The organism is Spiroplasma endosymbiont of Agriotes lineatus (assembly GCF_964019485.1).
Taxonomy (GTDB): domain Bacteria; phylum Bacillota_I; class Bacilli_A; order Mycoplasmatales; family Nriv7; genus Nriv7.
In genome coordinates this window covers 1099778-1120170 of the sequence record NZ_OZ026448.1, presented here as the reverse complement: position 1 = coordinate 1120170, position 20393 = coordinate 1099778, and the positions used below count along the sequence as shown (strand labels likewise).

Sequence of the window (20393 nt, the reverse complement as noted above, 5' to 3'; positions counted from 1 at the left end):
AAATAAAAAAAGAACCTGATGCAATTGATAAAGTTGTGGATTATTTTTTAGAAAATATTGATAATCCACAAAATTTATTTAAAGGCAATACTATTTTTCAGGAATTTACCAAAAAATTAACTGAACGAATGTTAAATATGGAAATTAAAGATCATCTTGAAACTGATGAGAATCATAATAAAAGAAATGGCAACGCACAAAAAACCATTATTACTAAAAATGGCTCAATCGTAATTGATGTACCACGAGATCGAAATAGTACTTTTGAACCAGTAATTATTCCAAAAAGACAAAGAAAATTTGATAACTTTGATCAAAAAGTAATTTCTTTATATGCAAGAGGAATGACAATTTCTGATATCAAAGCACAATTGCAATAATTCTATCATGGAACAGAAATTTCAGAAAGTTTAATTAGTCAAATAACTGATGATGTTATTGAAGAAGTTAAAATGTGATCAAACTAAACCTTTAGAGAAGATTTATCCGATTGTTTATTTTGATTGTATTGTTGTGTTAAAGTAAAGCAAGATAAACGAATAATAAATAAAGCAGTTTATCTTGCCTTAGGAATTAATTTAGATGGTTTAAAAGATAAAGATATTTTAGGAATGTGAATTAGTGAAAATGAGGGAGCCAAATTTTGACTTAATAATCTTACGGAAATGAAAAATTGCGGCTTACAAGATATTCTTGTTGCTTGTAGTGATAATTTAACTGGGATGTCTGATGCAATAGAAGCTGTTTTTCCAAAAACACAACATCAATTATGCATTGTTCATCAAATTCGTAATAGTTTAAAATTTGTTCCTGACAAAGATCGCAAACTTGTAGCTAATGATTTAAAATAAATTTATACAGCAATTAATGAAGAAATAGCGTTGGTTGCTTTAGACAATTTTGCTGAAAAATGAAATAAAAAGTATCCACAAATTACTAAATCATGAAAAAATAACTGAAATAATTTAATAATTTTTCTTGAATATCCTCAAGAATTTAGAAGAATTATTTATACAACTAATACAATAGAGTCTGTTAATAGTCAATTAAGAAAAATCTTTAAAAATAAAAAGATTTTTCTTAATGACGCATCAGTTTTTAAAATATTTTATTTAGCATTTCAAAATATGGTTAAGAAATGAACGATGCCAATTCAAAATTGGGGTAGTGCAATTTCACATTTAATGATAAAATTTGAGGACAGAGCAGAGTGAATTTAAGTTAATTACTTAGAGACACAGTTAATTGTACAATCCCTTATTTTTAATTGTTAAATAATTTTGTGTAAAATAAATCAGATTTTATTTAGGTCGCTTTTAGTTTTCTTAGGTATTTTTAGAGAAAGAAAAAATAATCATTTACTATAAATTATTTCAACATGCAAATTAAGTATATATTTCTTATGTGTGATTTCTTTTGTAAAAACTTATTTTAATGTTATTTTTATAAGCGTTTTCCTTAGTTTTTATAACCTTTTATTGAGATTTTGTTTGTTGATATTAAATATTTTGTTTTATTACTTATTTTTTAAATAAAATTATAATTAAATTGTGATTGTTTTTTTTCAAAATTATTTAAATCTTTACCTACTTAACAAAACTTTACGCGTCTTGTCACACTATTAATTCACTTGTATTTAATTTTCAAAGAACAAATTTTAACACCTTATAAAATAAAAAGACAACCATTGCTGACTGCTGGCCGCGTTTAGTTTTCTTAGGTATTTTTAAAAAAAGAAAAAATAATCATTTATTATAAATTATTTCAACATGCAAATTAAGTATATATTTCTTATGTATGATTTTTGTTGTAAAAAATTATTTTAATGTTTTTTTATAAGTATTTTGCTTAGTTTTTATAACCTTTTATTGAGATTTTGTTTGTTAATGTTAAATATTTTGTTTTATTACTTATTTTTTAAATAAAATGATACTTAAATTGTGATTGTTTTTCTTTCGAAATTATTTAAATCTTTACCTATCTAACAAAACTTTATGCATCCAATTATATTATTTAATTACTAAACTAACCCTGCCTTTCTTGTTATTGTCATTTTTATTCGTTATGATTTTATCATATTTATTGAATTTTTACACAATAAAAATTATTAATTATTATTAAATTTTGACTATATATATTAATTTTATATTTTTACTTACTTAAATCTATTATATTTATTTGTTACATCATTACCTTTATAATTAATTCAACTATCATCATTTTTCTTATTATATTTATTTCATAATGAAGTTTTATATATTTCTTTTCTGATTTCTATTTCTGAATTAATATTTTCATTAATATAATGTAATACATTTAATTTGTTTAAATTTGCCATTCTTAAATGTAATAGATTATTTAAATTCTTATGATTATATATTTTTGCCCCATATCCTAATTGTTGTTTTACTAAATGCGATACATCACTTTCAATGCTACAACCGATATTTCATTCTAAAATTTTGATGATGAATGCCGTGCTTATTATTACTGAAATAATTACTCGCCTTCCTTAAATTTGTTTTAATATCTTTATTTAATTCATTTTTAGCAATATTACGAATGGTTTTGATTAATTCTTGATGATTTCCGTCCTTATATAATTTAATTCAACTATTTAGTGCTACTTTACGATTTTCAAAAACAATATTAAATATAAATATCGTTTGTTTTAATTTTTTAATAGTGTGATAACCATCTAAAATATATCTAACATTACCAAAACTATTGACAATTTCTCTAATTCAAGCATCACCATCGCCGCAAACAATTATTCTGTCATAATTGATATTCAAATAATCTTTTTGTAATTCTTTAATTAATAAATCACGATAATCCATCGTATTTATTCGTTTACCAACTTTTAACATTAGAAAATAACCTCGTTTGTTTTCTAATTCTCTACGAGCATTTTTGTAATTTTTTTCTTTATGTCCGGTATGAAAAGTAACCAAACAAATTCTTTGGTTTTTTGTTTATAACTTTCTGATCTAATGTCGCTAAAAATTTTTCATCTAGTTGAATATATAAATCCTTATTTTTGACATCAATTCTAGTTTTAGTTTCTTTTTCTGCTAGTTGAAAATATTCGGCAATATCGTATTTATTTAAAATATTTGAAATACTACCTTTTGAAATATAACAATGATTTAGAGCATCTAAAACATCGCGATAGCGTTTGCCATCACCCAAAAGACTTAAAACTTTAAATTGAACATCAAAATAAATGTGTTGTTTAGGCAATAAACTAATTTCTTTATCTAATAAACATACATATTCAAATTTACCTGATTTTTGATTTCAATATTTATATCGGCGTCGTTTAAAAGTAACATCACCAAAAATTGTAATAATTGTTCTTGATGAAAAATGAACTACTTTATAACCTTGTTTTAACCGATAATGATATTTATATAAGTATTCATCTAATTTTTCATATTCATTAGCTAATTGTTCGCATTTATTAGTGTACATATTTTTGTGGGTTGTAAATAAGCTTAATCAATGCTTATTTTCTAAGGTTTTTACATTATTATTAATTTCTAACATAAAAAAACACCTTTCTGGGTAGAGTAATTTTAACAAAGTTAAATTTAGTTAACTTATTTTTCTTTTTTAAAGATAAATGTTTTTCTATAATTAGTATTCAATATTTTGAAAAAATGATAGAAATTCTTATTTGATGATTTATAATTAATTTGTATTAATTAAATTTTATAAGTTTAAGAAGTGGCGGGGTGGTTTTTACTATAAGAATTTATTAATTAGCAAAAATTGACATAAAGGTAAAGGAATTTAATAAGTGAAAAAGTTACTAGCAATGTTAACAAGTATCAGTACAATCGAAAGTATAATGCCGATGATATTAGCCAATGCTCCAACAAAAACATAAAATAATAATAATAATTTACAAGCTAACAACTTAGAAAGAAATAAAAGAGAAGCAATATCAACAAATGATTATTTAGAATTTAATAATTTTTTTATTAAAAAATTAAACATTGATATCAAGCAATACAGTGATAAAGTTATTTTTAATAAAAATGATGATATTTATATTGGTACAGATAAAGGCATAGATGTATACAAATTAATAAAAGATAAAATAATTAAAAGTAAAATAAATAGTTTTAATTATTTTGTATTTTCGCTTAAAATTGATAGCAACGATAATATATATATTGGAACTAGTGAAGGTGCTTATGTTTTAAAACCAGGTAAAGTAACACCAGAAAAAATTAATGGTATAAATGATTGAATACCTTCAATTTTTTTTGACAAAAATAATAATGTTTATTTTGGTTCTGTTGGTAAAATGTATATATTAAAAAATAAAGAAAATGATGTTATAGAAATTAAAAATATTGGTGATGATAAAGTTAGGTCAGTTGCAATAGATAGTAAAGACAATATTTATATTGGTACAGACGATAGTGCTTTTATTTGTGAAAAAAATCAAACAAATGCAAAAAGAATTACTGAAATAAATGAATTTAACTCTTTTGTTTATTCAGTAGTGGTTGATAAAAAAGATAATGTTTATTTTGGTACTAAAAATGGTTTATATAAATCAAGTGATAATGGAAAAAATATAATTAAAATAAATGAAATAAATGAAATAATATATACTATGATTATTGACAGTAATGACAATATTTATATTGGGACAAGGGACAATATATATTTTTTAAATCAAAATAAAATAAATAAGATTAATAGTACTGATAATATAAAATACAGTTATTTTAGTTTAATTTTTTTTGATAAAAATAATACGCCATATTTTATTAATTAAAATGGTTTATATATATTAGAAAAAAATTCTTTTAATATGAGAAAATTTTTTGATAAAAAACCTGTTACTATTTTAAATAGTAAAAATAATAATAAAAACATTTTATATATTTTTTCTATTAACAATTTATATATTTTAGAAAATAAAATAAAATTAGAACCCAAATTTATTGATAGTCCAGATAAATGTTATATGAATCATGTTATAGTTGATAGTAAAAATAATATTTATTTTACAACGAATTGCAATGTATTTTTTTAGAATATGGTAAAATAGAACCAATATTAAAAAATATTGTTCCTGAATTTAGCTCATATATTGAAAGTTTTATTTTTGATAAAATGATAATATTTATTTTGTTATAAAAGATGGCTTATTTTTATTAAAGCAAAATAGTACTATAGCAACCAAAATTAATGGTATCAGTGATGATGTTTTATTTATTGCGGTTGGGGATAGTAAAGACAATATTTATATTGGTTCGGGAGATGGTGCATATGTTTTAAAACAAGGTGAAACAAATGCAACTAAAATTAATGGAATAAATGTTGCTGTTAAATCTATTGTCATTGACAAATCAGATAATATTTATTTTACAACATATTCCACCGGAACTTATGTTTTAAAACAAGGTGAATCAACTCCAACTAAAATAAATGGAATAGAAGAAACTATATGGAAGATTGTTATTGATAGTAAAGAAAATATATATTTTACTAAAAATAACTATTTTTATGTATTAAAATCTGGTGAAACAACAGCTACAAAAATAGGAAATATTGCTGATAAAAATGCAAATAATGTAAATCGTAAAAGTATTTTTATTGATAATAATAATAATACTTATTTTACAACAGATGATGGTTTATTTAAATCAAGTGATAATGGTAAAAATTTAATTCAAATTAAAGGTACAAAAAATAAATGAATTAATTCAATATCTTTTGATAATGATAATAATGCTTATATTGGTATAGCAGAGGACGGTGTTTATTGATTAGAAAATGGTGGTAATCAAATATTTCAAATATTATCTAATGATTTTGATAATATAAAAACTTTTATAAATGGTTCCAATATATTTTTAAATAAAGATGATTTTATTTTATTAAAATCTGGTAGTAATTTATATATCTTAAAAAATAAAATATTAATAAATTCTAGTATTAAAAATTTAAATTTAGAAAAAATTGAAAATAATGATGACAAAACAATTTTAAATACTATAAATTATTTAAATCGTGAAAATAATTATTTTTTAAATTTAAATAAAATGAAAATTATTAATAAAACACCAACTTCGGCAACAATTGTAGCAACAAAAGGAAAATATCGTGGTGAAGTTACTGTTAATTATAAAATTAAAAATAAAGATGAAATTAGTACTATTGATTTTAATTATTTAGTAAAAAGAGCAGTTTACTTTGATTTTATTGATAAAAATTATTACTCATTTACAAAACTTAAAGAAATAAAAGATGTTAATATTGATAACTTAATGTTTTCTGAGATTACAGTAACCAGTGCTTCAGATTCGTTAAAATTAATTGATGAAAAAAGTGTTTGTTTTAAACCAGTTAATTTTTCTAATACCTCTTCTTTGGGTGCACAAAAAATTAAAGTACCATCATGTAGTTATGAAACTAAGGCAAAATATTTATTTCAAATTACAACAGGATTAAACATAAATAACTCCAAAAATATAGTTAAGGGTTGAAATTTAAATATTGATGACGAAATGATATTAACTGATTTTACAAGTTCAAATAAAAAAGCTTCTGAAATTAAAAATACATTATCAAAGGATTTCGATTTATCAAACACAAATAAACAAGAACAAGAATTAATTTTAAATCGTGATTTGTTGCATTCACCAGAACAAGAGTTGTCTGTGGAGCCAAAACAACGCCTTACAGCCCAATATGTAATTAGATTACTTTCAATTAAAACTAATTTAGATTTAAAACAAAAAATTAGCGGAACAATTACTGCTAAAATAATTGATAATTTTAATAAAGAACAAATAGTTACATTACCAATTAAAGAAACAATGAAAATATTACAAAAATATAATTTATTGCCTAATGAAATTACTATTAATGAAGATAATAGTGTAACTTTTAATGGAAAAGCAACAATATCAAGAACAAGTGAAAGTGATCCTAAGCAAATTTTTAATTTTCGTCCAATTTAATAAAAAATATTAAATCTATTACAAATAATCAATTTGTTAATAACTTTTAAAAATAAGAAAAATATTCCAACCAGTAATTTTAGTTAATTACTGGTTTTTATTTTGACAAAATAGAAAGGAAAATTAAAATGAAAAGGTTGTTTAGTTGTTAAGGGTAGAAAACTATCTTTCTAGAGTAGTGATTTTAACAGTTTTTGGACAGACCCAAATTATAAAAAAATTACTTTTAATTTTAGGAGCAATAACTTTAATCGGAACAAGCACAACCAGTTTAATATCTTGTTAAAAAATAAGAAAAATATTCAAACTACTGGTTTTTGTGTTCAAAATTAAATTCTAATCAATTATAAAAATTCCGTGTTTTAATTACTTTACCTTTGATATTTGTTACTTTTAAGTCACCATTTCTTCCGAGATCATCAGTTTTTAATGTGTTTATTCCTTCTTCATCTAAATAAATATAACTATTTTTCATAGCTAATGTATTTTTAAAATCAATTGGTAATTTATTTAATCCACTTTCATTTTTATCAAATTCACTTATGGCCATACTAAAATTTTGTCTAAATTCGTCTCACATTCAATTAATTTTTGCTTTTAATAAAGTAAATTCGTATGTTTCATTACTTTGTCTTTTGTTTCTAATTAGTAATTGTGTTGCTATTTCGTCATTGTTAATGTTTTGGGGAATGGTAAAAATGTTATTGAAACTAATAATTAACACGGTAAATATTTTCATAAACATTTTTATCACTCCTTTTTAAAATATTTTATTTTTCATTGTTTTTTTAGTTTTGATTTTTTTGATAAATCACTCAATACCACAATTTATAATTATAGCTATTGTAATGCATATATCTAAATACCCTAGTATCATAAGTGAAATTAATGCTTCAAATTTTTCATATAATAATTTCAAATCATTAATTTCCAATTTTAAAAATGGAATGAAAAAGATAATAATCATAAAAATGTAAGGCAAAATTCTCCATCAATATTTTTTTAAAGAATTAATGAGTTTGTTTGATTTCATTTTTCAAGGCTCTTTTTATTTTAATTTTTTGAATAATCAAGCGGATTAATTTTTCGAATTTAATTGTAAAATATATTGCCCCGCCTCATCAAAAAACAAATATTCCCGCTAGCATAATACCACTATTGAACTTGCCGAAGAAATCAACCATCTGTTTATTCATAAAATCATTAAATTCGTTACTTGTTCCAATTATTCATTTAGTATCCATTGCTTGCTGTTAATGCAAAAATTAATAAGCTTATAAAAATAAAAATGATACTTAATACTACTTTTAACCACTGCTTTTTAAAAGAATTTTTAATTTTTAATTTTAATGGCATTTTTTCTTTTGAATTATCTTTTTTAAATAATTTTCCTAAAATTTTTTTCATTTTAATTCTCCTTTCATATTTTTTATCGTCTTTTAATCACAATAAATAAAGCAATAAGTACACAAGTTACACCAAGGATGGTAAAGATTGGGTGTTGCGAAAATGTCCGGGCCATTGGTTTAAATAGTTCTAAAATTGTTAAATTGCTAGTAATAAACTTTTGGAAATTGGCAAGCCCTTCGCTAATATAGTTCGTTAAAGTTTCAAAATGACTACCTGCTAATAATCCAAGAACAGTTATTAAGATAAAAATAATAATTAGTTTAAACATTGTTAGTTACCTTGTTTGGTTTTTATTGGTTTTACTTGCTTTTTAACTTTTCCTCACGCACTTAAACGCCCCTTATTTTTAACAGCATATTGGCGCGTTGTTTTTCTAAATTAACTTGTAGACTACCAAATCCAAGAATAATTGCCATAAGAAATTCTACAGCCGGCGTTAAGAATAAAGGAAATATTAGTTGAATATTCGTTCCCGGCACTTTAAGACTTCAAATTCAAATTAAATCAAAAACTTTATAAAGCATTTGGGCGAGAAAGTCGGCCATTTTTGCGAGATTTTCCATTTTTTATTGTTCCTTTTCTTTCATTTTTCTTAAAAATTTGCTAAATTTATCCATTTTTAAGTATTCTAAGTCTTCTAAATCAATTGCGATGTCAGTATAGTATTTGTCTTCATAGTCAGGATTTACTTTTGAATTTAAGTAATCTCTTAAAAAACGCTAGGTAAAAAGAATTGTAAGTGTTTAATATTGATTGGTAAAGGAATTTTTAGTTTAAAAAAATAAATATCAAGTGCAGGAATATCACGATATTTAACGCGACGACCTTTTTTACTATTTTTAGCATCAATTAAGGTGTTTCGTCAGCGTTCATATTCTTCAATACTAGTAAAGGTACCATAGATGACTTTTAAATAGGGACGAAAAATATTAACGGGTTTTTTACGAATGCCCACAATCTCACATTATTAGCAATATCGCGAACTTTAACTCAAATATGTTTATCTCTTTGACCGCCAGCCAGCACAATATGACCAAAATGGCGCGCCAGAGCAAAATATTCTTGGATACCGGTTTCTTCGTGTTTTTGGTATTATTTTTTTCTCAATCAGTACCTTCAAGAAATAAGTTGGTTTCATCTCACAAAAGTAAGGTTTTGTCTGGCAATACTGGATAATCAAAGTCTAATAATCCCATATGTCCTAAACTTAATTTTTGGGTTTCTAGTAATGGAAAGGTTGAGGCGATATGATATTTCTTCTTTTTTAGTAATTTTGATGCGTATACTAAAAAGGCAATTTTTCCAGTTCCTAATGAACCAATCACAATATTTAATGGTGAATTTTTTAAGAAATTAATAACTTTGTTAATTTGTGTTAAATTACCGATTTTAAAAAGAAAAATTAAAATACAACCTGCTAAAAATAAATAGCTTACAATGTTTTTAAAATAACCGTTGTAAATATATCAAATTGCTCCGCAATGTCATAAAATTAAAAATGAGGTGCGATTTAATTCAATAAAATGATTATTTTTTTCTATTATTCATTTGCAAAATTTCATCTTGCACCTCACTTTATTTTTTTGTTAGCGTACCGCTCCAAGTAATTTTTCAAACATTTTAAAGCAAATAAAGAATATTGCCAAAATAAATGGAAAAATGAATATTCAGTAATCAGCAAAGAAGTTACCAACTTGTGGCATATTAACAGCAATAATTTCTCACATTTTAGTAAACGCCGTTATAATTGCATTTCATAATTTAGTCATCGCATCACTAGCTGTTATTTTTTCTACTGTTGCTGGTGCATCGGCTAAGAAAGTTCCAATCATATAATCACCCCCTTTCTTTTTAAAACATTCATCATTTATATTCAAAGTTTTTCTTAAATCTGTTAAAACCACGATTAACCTTAACCCGGTTATATTTTTTTCTAATTAATTTTGAATTTCTTTGTGAATGCATCACAATGTAACTTCTTGACATTACTTTTGCTTTTATCTAAATACTGATATGGTTTTTCAAAGTAGCATTAGAATAAATCACACCATAATCGCCGTTAGTAACCAAAAGGCAATGTTTGCTATTAAAAGTCAAAGTGGTTTTTGGGTTAATTTAATTTCTTTACCACCGGTAATGTGAGCCGGAATAGTTGTAATTTGAATAAATAAATCTCAGAAAGTTTGTTTAATTTGTTCTCAATCAAATTCTTTTAAATTTACTGTCATTTTTTATCGCCCAAAAATCATTTTTATTGGTAAATACATAATTGAAATTAAGGCGAAAAGAAAAGTAATGATAACAATTAACCCGGCAATAAACGATACTTGTGCAGGCATTTTTTCTATCGAAACAAACAGCTCTAAAAATTTCATAATAATTTTTCAAAACATTATTTTTTGTCCTCGTTATTTTTTTTAAATTAGGACCTTTAATCCATTCTTCAAAGCGAGCAATAAATACCTTTTCATCTTTTGTGAAATTACCAGTATTATTTTTAATGGCGTTTTTATATTTAATTCGCATTTTTATTTTGACATAAATTTTATAAGCAAAATATGCCAATAGCATGATGCTGATAATAATAAATATTAATCCAATTACAATATTCATTTTTAAACTCCTTTAAAATAATTATAATTTATATCTTTTTTGTTGTTTTCTTTTTTGAAAACGAAGAAGCTTAATAATTCTTGTCCCTTAATTAATTTGGTTTCATTTTCTTTTTGATTAATTGAAATTACTTGATATTTACTATTCTTGATTATTTCGATACAAATTAAATTTTCATATTTTCCTTTATAAACAAATCGCTTTGGAAATCAAATACCGATTTGTTCATTAAATCACGGAATTTTTGGGGCTTTAATAAGCATTGCGTTTTGTGTTTCTTTTAAAAGATATTTTTTAGTATTTAAGAAAATGTTTTCAATGTTTTTCATAATAAATTTCCTTTCTTATAGATAAACTAAGTTATATTAACTAAGTTAGTTAACTTAGTTTTTTAAACACTTATATATCGCAGATTTAAGTGTTTAAAAAACTTTGTTAGTAAATTTTGTTTTTTAATTAGATAAAGATTTTAATAATTTTAAACTTAGTATCTCCCTATATAGAAATTTCTACACTTTAATGTCCGCATCCTCCCCTTGGAACTAATTTAATAACGTGTATATTTTTAGGAAATCCACCCATTCATTTTTTTATTGCAAAATGAAACAAATTGCTATAGCTAATAGGGTGTTATCTATTAACTGGTTAACTTCTTTTGGTTATGGCGACCACCCACAATTTATCGCGCTTTAATACATACCAACATTATTAATTCACTTGTATTTAATTTTCAAAGAACAAAATTTTAACACCTTATAAAATAAAAAGACAATCATTGCTGACTGCCTTAATACTTATTCAAATACTCTTTACCCACCTAACAAAACTTTATGCGTCCCTGACTGCCTTAATACTTATTCAAATAAATTTTCCCACCTAACAAAATTTTATGCGCCGTATGCGTATGCTCACTCAACCCTGATTATTTTACAAGATATGGTAATAAAGCCACTGTTCTTGCTCTTTTAATTGCCCTTGCCACCATTCTTTGATGGAAAGCACAATTACCACTAACCCTTCTTGTTAAAATCTGTCCATTAGCAGAAATATATTCTTTTAATTTTTCAACATCTTTATAATTAATGTAATTAATTTTATTTTTTGTAAAAAAACATGGTTTTTTTCTCTTTTTAAACTTATTTACGTGTTTATTTTCCATAATTTACTCTCCTCACGCAATAGCATCATCATTATCAAATGTTAAATTTGCTCCTTCGTTATTTTCCCCCTGCTTATTATTATCAATAGCATTATTATTAACAAAATTAAAATTCATATTATCAAGATCAAATGCCTGATCATAAATTTTGTTCTCAACCGGAGAACTATAATCATTAACAAATGACAGTGTCGAAGCATCTCGAGAATTTCCGACCCCGGCACCACCACCACCTCTTGAATCTAAAAACTTAACATTAATCGCTCTAATATCAGTAATTGTTGTTAGCACGCCATTTTGTTCTTGTCTTCTTGATTGAATGCGACCTTCAACCGCTACTAATGAACCTTTACGAAGATTATTATACATTGAGTCTGCCACTTTTTCTCAAGCAACACAACTAATAAAATCTGCTTGATTATTAAAATTATTAATCGCTATTGTAAAATATAAAAATGATTTATTATTTTTTGCTGATCGTAAATTTAAATCATTAGTAATTCTGCCAATTAAAATTACTTTATTTAACATAATATATTCATTCCTTTATTGTATTTACTTATTTTCAAGTTTTTTATAAGTTTCACGCAGTACATAAGGTCTTTGTCTTCTTTCACCACTATAATGATTTGATCGCTCATCATTTTCATTAGTATTTAACTTTAACTCAGCGATCATTTTATCACTATGATTTTGTTCAGTATCAAGATTAATAATTAAATGACGATAGATATCTTGTTCAATTTTAGCAACACGCACAAACTCATTAATTGCTTCTTTATTAACTTCAACTTTTAATATTGTATAATAATCTTTATTTTTATGATTAATTGGATATGCTAAATCTCTTAACCCTCAATCAGTAACACTTTCAACTTTTCCCGTTTGTTTTAAAATATTATGCATCTTTTCTTGCAATGCTTTAATATCTTTACATTCTGGATTAATAATATACATAATTTCGTACTTATTCATCGTTTCAACCTCCTCCTTTGGACAATAAATATTTATTGGTTCTTTTAACAGAACAAGAAATTAATATGGGAATTTATTAATTCAGCATTAATTATATAATAATTCTTAACATAATAATACTATTATTTATTTTTAGGTCGCGTTTAGTTTTCTTAGGTATTGCTTTGAAGAAGTAAAACAATCAGCTAATTATATTATTTAATCACTAAACTAACCCTAACCCTACCTTTCTTGTTATTGCCATTTTTATTCATTACCATTCTATCATATTATTGAATTTTTATATATTTCTTTTCTGATTTCTATTTCTGAATTAATATTTTCATTAATGTAATGTAATACATTTAATTTGTTTAAATTTGCCATTCTTAAATGTAATAAGTTATTTAAATTCTTATGATTATATATTTTTGCCCCATATCCTAATTGTTGTTTTACTAAATGCGATACATCACTTTCAACGCCACAACCAATATTTCATTCTAAATTTTGATGATGAACACAACACCTTGTTTATTATTACTTAAATAATTACTCGCCTTTCTTAAATTTGTTTTAATATCTTTATTTAATTCATTTTTAGCAACATTACGAATGTTTTTGATTAATTCTTGATGATTTTTCCATCCTTATATAATTTAATTCAATTATTTAGTGTTACTTGTTACTTTACTATTTTCAAAAACAATATTAAATGCCGTTTGTTTTAATTTTTTAATAGCGTGATAACTATCTAAAATATATCTAACATTACCAAAAATATTGGCAATTTCTCTAATTCAAGTAGCACCATCGCCACAAACAATTATTCTGTCATAATTAGTATTTACATAATGTTTTTGTAATTCCTTAATTAATAAATCACGATAATCCATCGTATTTATTTGTTTATCAACTTTTAAAATTAGAAAATGACCTCGTTTGTTTTCTAATTCTCTACGAGCATTTTTATAATTTTTTTCTTTATGTCCGGTATGAAAAGTAACTAAACGAATTCTTTGGTCTTGTTTAACTTTATGGTCTAATGTTGCTAAAAATGTCTCATCTAGTTGAATATATAAATCCTTATTTTTAACATCAATTCTAGTTTTAGTTTCTTTTTCTGCTAGTTGAAAATATTCAACAATATCATATTTATTTAAAATATTCGAAATACTAGCTTTTGAAATATAACAATGATTTAGAGCATCTAAAACATCACGATAGCGTTTGCCATCACCTAGAAGACTTAAAACTTTAAATTGGACATCAAAATAAATGCGTTGTTTTGGCAATAAACCAATTTCTTTATCTAATAAACATACATATTCAAATTTACCTGATTTTTGATTTCAATATTTATATCGGCGTCGTTTAAAAGTAACATCACCAAAAATTGTAATAATTGTTCTTCAAGCAAAATGAACTGCTTTATAACCTTGTTTTAACCGATAATGATATTTATATAAGCATTCATCTAATTTTTCATATTCATTGGCTAATTGTTCACATTTATTGGTGTACATATTTTTATGGGTTGTAAATAAACTAAATCAATGCTTATTTTCTGGGGTTTTTAAATTATTATTAATTTCTAACATAGAAAAACCACCTTTCTTGGTATTAATTTTAATAAAGTTAAATTTCATTAGTTTATTTTTCTATTTTAATGATAATTTTTTCTAGAATTAGTGTTCAATATTCTAAAAAATGATAAAAATTTTATTTTATAGTTTATAATTAAATTCGTATTAATTTAAAATTTATAATTTTAAGTGGAGGCGATAATTACTACAAAAATTTATTAAATTAGCAAAAATTCACAAAAAGGATTTAATAAATGAAAAAATTACTAGAAATTTTAGGAACAATAACAATAGCAAGTAGCGGAATAGCGGGAATTGTTTGTAATGCACCTGTCCAAACACAAGAACAACAAACTAAATTAGAAAACATAAATTATAAAAGACAAAAACGAAGCAATAATGAAAATAATAAAATAAATAGAACAAAAATTGCTATTAAAACAAAATCATTCATTTTTTCTTCTGGAATATTATTAAATAATAAAATATATTTTGGTTCAGCAGATCATAATGTTTATGAGTATGACCTCGCCACAGGACAACAAAAAATTATTATTACAACAAATGGAGGAATTTGATCTTCTGGTGCTGTATTAAATAATAAAGTATATTTTGGCTCAGAAGATCATAATGTTTATGAGTATGACCCCACTACAGGACAACAAAAAATTGTCATTAGAGCAAATGATTGAATAAGATCAGTGGGTGTTAGTTTAGTTTTCAACAACAAATTGTATGTTGGTTCAGGTGATCATAATGTTTATGAGTATGACCCCGCCACAGGACAACAAAAAATTGTTATTAGAGCGCAAGGAGAGATTTGATTTTCTGGAGCATCTTTAAATAATAAAATATATTTTGGTTCAGCAGATCATAATGTTTACGAGTATGACCCCGCCACAGGACAACAAAAAATTGTTATTAAAGCACAAGACTCTGTTCAATTTTCTGGAGTAGTATTAAATAATAAAGTATATTTTGGTTCTGTTGATCATAATGTTTATGAATACAATCCAATAACAAAGCAACAAAAAATCGTTATTAGAACAGAAAATGAAATTCATGGCGGCGGAACTACTTTAAATAATAAATTGTTTGTTGCTTCAGATGACCATAATGTTTACGAGTATGACTCCGCTACAGAACAACAAAAAATTGTCATTATAACAAAAGGAAAAATTAGATCTTCTGGCGCTGTATTGAATAATAAAGTATATTTTGGCTCATGAGATAAAAATCTTTATGAATACGATCCAATAACAAAGCAACAAAAAATCGTTATTAGAACAGATTCAACAATAAATTACTTATCTGAATTAAATAATAAAATATATTTTGGTTCAGGTGATAATAATGTTTATGAATATAGTGAATATTATTTAAATGCAAATTTAGAACAAATTAATAATAACTCTGATAATGCAATTTTAAATGAACTAAATTATTTAAATCCTGATTTAGATATTTCACAATTAGAAATTATTAGTAAAACAAATAATTCAGCTATAGTAAAAATAAAAGATAATTTAAATAATAATATAAAAATACATTATTCAATTGATAATGGGCAAAATAAAATTATTAATTTAAATGAATTGCTTAAAAAAGCATTATTTTTTAAATTTCGAGACGAAAATCATAATTTAAAATTTAAGGAAATAAATTATATTGATACTAATAATTTAAATTTTTGAGATATTGAAATAACAAAAAAAGAAAATTCATTTTTATGATCTAATGTTCCTAAAAATGTATGTTCTGATAGAGAAATTATCAATAAAACTCCAAATACAAGATCATTTAATGTACCTGCTTGTGAATATAATTCAAAATCAAAATTAGTATTTCAAATTACAACAGGATTAACTAAAACAAAACAAGAAAATAAATTAAATGGTTGAAACATAAATTCTGATGATGAAATGAAATTAACAGATTTTACAAATATAAATAATAAAAATTCTGAAATCATTAATGTATTATCAAATGAATTTGATTTATCAAACACAAATAAACAAGAACAAGAAATGATTTTAAGTATTTTTAAGGAACCCGCTGATAAATTTGAACTTAATCCCAATGAAAAATTAAAAATTACTTATCCAGTAAGAATAATTACATCTAAAGTTATATTAAATTTAAAACAAAAAATTACAGGAAATATTACTGCCAAAATAATTGATGATAACAATAAAGAACAAATAGTTACATTGCCAATTACAGAAGTAATGCAAATTTTACAAAAATATAGTTTATTACCCAATGAAATTACTATAGATAAAAACAATGATAAAATAACATTTAACGGTGAAGCATTTTTTTCATCAGAAAGAGAAGGGTCGGTAAGAACAAATACAGTTACTACTATAGTATAAGGTTTTATAAAAACGATATTAGCTATTTAGAACAATAACTTTAATTAAAACAAGCACAACAAGTTTAAATTTATTATGATAAAATAGGAACAATATTCAAACCAGTAATTAATTAAAATTACTGGTTTTTATTTTGTCAAAATATAAAAAATGAAAAAGTTGTTTAGTTGTCCAAAGGTGTTTGTTATCGTAAAAAGTCATCTTTCTTTTGGCAGTTATAGTTTTTAAAATATGCTATTTAGCATTTCAAAATATGACTAAAAAATGAACAATGCCAATTCAAAATTGGGGTAGTGCAATTTCACATTTAATGATAAAATTTGAAGACAGAGTGAATTTAAGTTAATTACTTAGAGACACATATAATTGTACAGCCCCTAGAAAAAACCACGCTTCCTGAATAGTAAATTTTACCAGTTTAATTATTTTTAAATTCAGTTTTAAATTCTAATATTTTTCATTTGGCATATCTTTCATTTTTGTTTCATTCTTGTACTTTCATTTTTATGTTTTTTAATTTTTTATTTTGATACGATAAAAAATCTTTATTTTCTCAATATCTTGGTTCACTGTTTTTTTCTCAATTTAAATCATATTCTAATGATTTTAATATTGGTAATGTAATCTTGTCATTTTTGTCAACATAAAATTCTCAATCATTAAGTTTCATTCGTGGAGGCAAGTTTTTGGGCATAAATTTATTTTCTACATTAAATTTTATTTCTCATTTTTGATTTCACTTGCTGTTGTCATCTTTTGATGATTTAAGTGTTAATTTTGATTTTTTTAAGTTTAATTCGTATGTTTCATTACTTTGTCTTTTATTTCTAATTAGTGGTTGTGATGTTGCTTTGTCATTGTTAATGTTTTGGGGAATAGTAAAAATGTTATTGAAACTAATAATTAACACGGTAAATATTTTCATAAACATTTTTATCACTCCTTTTTAAAATATTTTATTTTTCATTATTTTTTTTCTTTAATTTTTTTAATAAGTCACTCAATACCACAATTTATAATTACCGCTATTGTAATGCATATATCTAAATATCCTAGTATCATAAGTGAAATTAATGCTTCAAATTTTTCATATAATAATTTCAAATCATTAATTTCCAATTTTAAAAATGGAATGAAAAAGATAATAATCATAAAAATGTAAGGTAAAATTCTCCATCAATATTTTTTTAAAGAATTAATTAGTTTGTTTGATTTCATTTTTCAAGACTCTTTTTGCTTTAATTTTCTGAATAATAAAGCGGATTAATTTTTCAAATTTAATTGCAAAATATATTGCCCCGCCTCATCAAAAAACAAATATTCCTGCCAGCATAATACCACTATTAAATTTGCCAAAGAAATTAACCATTTCTTTATTCATAAAATCATTAAATTCGTCACTTGTTCCGGTTATTCATTTAGTATCGATTACTGTTAATGCACAAATTAATAAGCTTATAAAGATGAAAATGATACTTAATAGTATTTTTAACCACTGCTTTTTAAAAGAATTTTTAATTCTTAATTTTAATGGCGTTTTTTCTTTTAAATTATCTTTTTTAAATAATTTTCCTAAAAGTTTTTTCATTTTAATTCTCCTTTCATATTTTTATCGTCCTTTAATCACAATAAATAAAGCAATAAGTACACAAGTGACACCCAGAATGGTAAAAATTGGATGTTGCGAAAATGTTCGCGCCATTGGTTTAAATAGTTCTAAAATTGTTAAATTGCTAGTAATAAACTTTTGGAAATTGGCAAGCCCTTCGCTAATATAATTCGTTAAAGTTTCAAAATGATTACCAGCCAATAATCCAAGAACAGTTATTAAGATAAAAATAATAATTAGTTTAAACATTTTTAGTTACCTTGTTTTGTTTTTATTGGTTTTATTTGTTTTTTAGCTTTTCCTCACGCACTTAAACGCCCCTTATTTTTAACCGCATATTGGCGTTGTTTTTCTAAATTAACTTGTTGACTACCAAATCCGAGAATAATTGCCATAAGAAATTCTACAGCCAGCGTTAAGAATAAAGGAAATATTAGTTGAATATTCGTTCCCGGCACTTCAAGACTTCAAATTAAATCAAAAACTTTATAAAGCATTTGGGCGAGAAAGTCGGCCATTTTTGCGAGATTTTCCATTTTTTATTATTCCTTTTCTTTCATTTTTCTTAAAAATTTGCTAAATTTATCCATTTTTAAATATTCCAAGTCTTCTAAATCAATTGCTGTGTCATTATAGTATTTGTCTTCATAGTCAGGATTCACTTTTGCATTTAAGTAATCTCTTAAAAACGCTAGGTAAAAAGAATTGTAAGTGTTTAATATCGGTAAAGGAATTTTTAGTTTAAAAAAATAAATATCAAGTTCAGGAATATCACAATATTTAATGCGACGACCCTTTTTACTATTTTTAGCATCAATTAAGGTGTTTCGTCAGCGTTCATATTCTTCAATGCTAAAGGTACCATAGATGACTTTTAAGTAGGGGCGAAAAATAGTAAAAAGGGTCGTCGCATTAAATATTGTGATATTCCTGAACTTGATATTTATTTTTTTAAACTAAAAATTCCTTTACCGATATTAAACACTTACAATTCTTTTTACCTAGCGTTTTTAAGAGATTACTTAAATGCAAAAGTGAATCCTGACTATGAAGACAAATACTATAATGACACAGCAATTGATTTAGAAGACTTATTGTAAAACTATACCTATCCATATTATTTTGAAAGTCCACATAAATATGGTCCAACTTATTTTAACCTATCCAATATGTTGCATTTTTACAATAAATTAGTTATTATTATAAAGGACTTTATTTAGATACGCACGGTATCGTGTGTATAAAATAATAACACGATGAAAGAATGAAAGGAGTATTAATTATGCCAACAATTAATCAATTGATTCGTAAGCGAAGAAAAGTAAAAGTTAGTAAGTCAAAATCACCGTCATTAGGACGAGGATTAAACTCATTAAAAAAAAAGCAAACTACTAATTTTTCTCCCCAAAAACGAGGAGTATGTTCAAAAGTTGCTACAAGAACGCCAAAAAAACCTAACTCGGCTTTAAGAAAGTATGCTCGTGTGCGATTAACTAATGGTGAAGAAGTAACAGCATACATTCCTGGTGAAGGACATAACTTGCAGGAGTATTCAGCGGTAATTATTCAAGGCGGAAGAACGAAGGATTTACCAGGGGTTCGTTATCGTATTATTCGTGGTGCTTTAGATGCGGCTGGTGTTGAAGGGCGAAAACAAGGTTGTTCAATTTATGGAACAAAGAAACCTAAAAAGTAATA

General features: G+C 24.4%; 27 protein-coding genes and 2 pseudogenes. 7 read left to right on the top strand and 22 right to left on the bottom strand.

The genetic code is table 4. From position 1 onward, the window contains the following. Positions 1 to 35 precede the first annotated feature (35 nt). Positions 36 to 1220: pseudogene (locus AACK93_RS07215) on the top strand (IS256 family transposase). Between the two features lie 935 nt (positions 1221 to 2155). Here AACK93_RS07215 and AACK93_RS07205 read toward each other — a convergent pair. The 3 genes from AACK93_RS07205 to AACK93_RS07195 form a co-directional block, all read right to left on the bottom strand. After that, positions 2156 to 2338, bottom strand: a complete 183-nt coding sequence (locus AACK93_RS07205; protein ID WP_339024355.1) for a hypothetical protein — start codon at positions 2336 to 2338, stop codon at positions 2156 to 2158. Positions 2339 to 2435: 97 nt separating this feature from the next. Next, positions 2436 to 2954 carry a UPF0236 family transposase-like protein gene (locus AACK93_RS07200; protein WP_339024354.1) on the bottom strand — a complete coding sequence of 173 codons (519 nt, stop codon included), beginning with the start codon at positions 2952 to 2954 and terminating at the stop codon, positions 2436 to 2438. Further along, positions 2929 to 3549: a UPF0236 family transposase-like protein gene (locus AACK93_RS07195; protein ID WP_339024353.1), complete on the bottom strand. Its 621-nt coding sequence runs from the start codon at positions 3547 to 3549 to the stop codon at positions 2929 to 2931. The genes AACK93_RS07200 and AACK93_RS07195 overlap by 26 nt, the downstream gene beginning before the upstream one ends. A gap of 766 nt (positions 3550 to 4315) precedes the next feature. Here AACK93_RS07195 and AACK93_RS07190 point away from each other — a divergent pair. The 3 genes from AACK93_RS07190 (at position 4316) to AACK93_RS08215 (ending at position 7275) form a co-directional block, all read left to right on the top strand. Further along, positions 4316 to 4795 (top strand): hypothetical protein, encoded by a 480-nt coding sequence (locus AACK93_RS07190; RefSeq protein WP_339024352.1) that lies wholly within the window; start codon positions 4316 to 4318, stop codon positions 4793 to 4795. A gap of 1273 nt (positions 4796 to 6068) precedes the next feature. Then, positions 6069 to 6989, top strand: coding sequence for an ETX/MTX2 family pore-forming toxin (locus AACK93_RS07185; RefSeq protein ID WP_339024351.1), 921 nt, complete (start codon positions 6069 to 6071; stop codon positions 6987 to 6989). A 178-nt stretch (positions 6990 to 7167) separates the two neighbouring features. Then, a complete protein-coding gene (locus AACK93_RS08215) occupies positions 7168 to 7275 on the top strand; it encodes a lipoprotein (protein ID WP_422398195.1) in 108 nt (35 codons plus the stop codon). Between the two features lie 21 nt (positions 7276 to 7296). Here the strand turns inward: AACK93_RS08215 and AACK93_RS07180 are convergent, their stop codons facing one another. From AACK93_RS07180 to AACK93_RS07110, 15 genes are all read right to left on the bottom strand, one after another. Then, a complete protein-coding gene (locus tag AACK93_RS07180) occupies positions 7297 to 7734 on the bottom strand; it encodes a hypothetical protein (protein ID WP_339024350.1) in 438 nt (145 codons plus the stop codon). 265 nt (positions 7735 to 7999) lie between these two features. Further along, positions 8000 to 8233 (bottom strand): hypothetical protein, encoded by a 234-nt coding sequence (locus AACK93_RS07175; RefSeq protein WP_339024349.1) that lies wholly within the window; start codon positions 8231 to 8233, stop codon positions 8000 to 8002. Further along, a complete protein-coding gene (locus tag AACK93_RS07170; protein ID WP_339024348.1) occupies positions 8223 to 8396 on the bottom strand; it encodes a hypothetical protein in 174 nt (57 codons plus the stop codon). The genes AACK93_RS07175 and AACK93_RS07170 overlap by 11 nt, the downstream gene beginning before the upstream one ends. A 22-nt stretch (positions 8397 to 8418) precedes the next feature. Further along, positions 8419 to 8667 (bottom strand): hypothetical protein, encoded by a 249-nt coding sequence (locus AACK93_RS07165; RefSeq protein WP_339024347.1) that lies wholly within the window; start codon positions 8665 to 8667, stop codon positions 8419 to 8421. A gap of 61 nt (positions 8668 to 8728) precedes the next feature. Then, positions 8729 to 8962: a hypothetical protein gene (locus AACK93_RS07160; RefSeq protein ID WP_339024346.1), complete on the bottom strand. Its 234-nt coding sequence runs from the start codon at positions 8960 to 8962 to the stop codon at positions 8729 to 8731. Positions 8963 to 9108: 146 nt separating this feature from the next. Then, positions 9109 to 9354, bottom strand: coding sequence for a hypothetical protein (locus tag AACK93_RS07155; protein WP_339024345.1), 246 nt, complete (start codon positions 9352 to 9354; stop codon positions 9109 to 9111). Continuing rightward, positions 9341 to 9961, bottom strand: a complete 621-nt coding sequence (locus AACK93_RS07150; protein ID WP_339024344.1) for a hypothetical protein — start codon at positions 9959 to 9961, stop codon at positions 9341 to 9343. Before AACK93_RS07150 ends, AACK93_RS07155 begins: the two co-directional genes overlap by 14 nt. Positions 9962 to 9985: 24 nt before the next feature. Then, positions 9986 to 10303, bottom strand: a complete 318-nt coding sequence (locus AACK93_RS07145; RefSeq protein WP_339024343.1) for a hypothetical protein — start codon at positions 10301 to 10303, stop codon at positions 9986 to 9988. Between the two features lie 93 nt (positions 10304 to 10396). After that, positions 10397 to 10627: a hypothetical protein gene (locus AACK93_RS07140; RefSeq protein WP_339024342.1), complete on the bottom strand. Its 231-nt coding sequence runs from the start codon at positions 10625 to 10627 to the stop codon at positions 10397 to 10399. Next, positions 10587 to 11012 carry a hypothetical protein gene (locus AACK93_RS07135; RefSeq protein WP_339024341.1) on the bottom strand — a complete coding sequence of 142 codons (426 nt, stop codon included), beginning with the start codon at positions 11010 to 11012 and terminating at the stop codon, positions 10587 to 10589. The genes AACK93_RS07140 and AACK93_RS07135 overlap by 41 nt, the downstream gene beginning before the upstream one ends. Before the next feature lie 2 nt (positions 11013 to 11014). Beyond that, entirely contained in the window at positions 11015 to 11341 is a 327-nt protein-coding gene (locus AACK93_RS07130; RefSeq protein ID WP_339024340.1) for a hypothetical protein, read from the bottom strand. 593 nt (positions 11342 to 11934) lie between these two features. Then, entirely contained in the window at positions 11935 to 12171 is a 237-nt protein-coding gene (rpsR, locus tag AACK93_RS07125; protein ID WP_339024339.1) for a 30S ribosomal protein S18, read from the bottom strand. Positions 12172 to 12174: 3 nt separating this feature from the next. Next, positions 12175 to 12702, bottom strand: coding sequence for a single-stranded DNA-binding protein (locus AACK93_RS07120; RefSeq protein WP_339024338.1), 528 nt, complete (start codon positions 12700 to 12702; stop codon positions 12175 to 12177). Positions 12703 to 12726: 24 nt separating this feature from the next. Next, positions 12727 to 13146 (bottom strand): 30S ribosomal protein S6, encoded by a 420-nt coding sequence (rpsF, locus tag AACK93_RS07115; RefSeq protein ID WP_339024337.1) that lies wholly within the window; start codon positions 13144 to 13146, stop codon positions 12727 to 12729. Between the two features lie 647 nt (positions 13147 to 13793). Next, positions 13794 to 14726, bottom strand: coding sequence for an Mbov_0401 family ICE element transposase-like protein (locus AACK93_RS07110; RefSeq protein ID WP_339024336.1), 933 nt, complete (start codon positions 14724 to 14726; stop codon positions 13794 to 13796). 239 nt (positions 14727 to 14965) lie between these two features. Here AACK93_RS07110 and AACK93_RS07105 point away from each other — a divergent pair, with 239 nt between their 5' ends. Continuing rightward, positions 14966 to 17086, top strand: a complete 2121-nt coding sequence (locus tag AACK93_RS07105; RefSeq protein WP_339024335.1) for a PQQ-binding-like beta-propeller repeat protein — start codon at positions 14966 to 14968, stop codon at positions 17084 to 17086. 217 nt (positions 17087 to 17303) lie between these two features. Next, positions 17304 to 17432 (top strand): annotated as a pseudogene (locus AACK93_RS08210) (IS256 family transposase); the annotation flags it as partial. A gap of 72 nt (positions 17433 to 17504) precedes the next feature. Here the strand turns inward: AACK93_RS08210 and AACK93_RS07100 are convergent. The 4 genes from AACK93_RS07100 to AACK93_RS07085 all read right to left on the bottom strand — a co-directional run bounded on the left by AACK93_RS07100 (position 17505) and on the right by AACK93_RS07085 (position 19231). After that, complete coding sequence (locus tag AACK93_RS07100) at positions 17505 to 18017, bottom strand: hypothetical protein (protein WP_339024334.1); 513 nt, start codon at positions 18015 to 18017, stop codon at positions 17505 to 17507. Between the two features lie 264 nt (positions 18018 to 18281). Continuing rightward, the gene (locus tag AACK93_RS07095; RefSeq protein ID WP_339024333.1) at positions 18282 to 18674 is read right to left on the bottom strand and encodes a hypothetical protein; all 393 of its coding nucleotides are present in this window, start codon (positions 18672 to 18674) and stop codon (positions 18282 to 18284) included. Positions 18675 to 18695: 21 nt separating this feature from the next. Then, positions 18696 to 18944, bottom strand: a complete 249-nt coding sequence (locus tag AACK93_RS07090) for a hypothetical protein (RefSeq protein ID WP_339024332.1) — start codon at positions 18942 to 18944, stop codon at positions 18696 to 18698. Positions 18945 to 18946: 2 nt separating this feature from the next. Next, on the bottom strand, positions 18947 to 19231 hold the full coding sequence (locus tag AACK93_RS07085) for a hypothetical protein (RefSeq protein ID WP_338968736.1): 285 nt from the start codon (positions 19229 to 19231) through the stop codon (positions 18947 to 18949). Between the two features lie 746 nt (positions 19232 to 19977). Between AACK93_RS07085 and rpsL the strand changes: the two genes are divergently transcribed. Continuing rightward, complete coding sequence (gene rpsL / locus AACK93_RS07080; protein ID WP_339025469.1) at positions 19978 to 20391, top strand: 30S ribosomal protein S12; 414 nt, start codon at positions 19978 to 19980, stop codon at positions 20389 to 20391. Positions 20392 to 20393 lie beyond the last annotated feature (2 nt).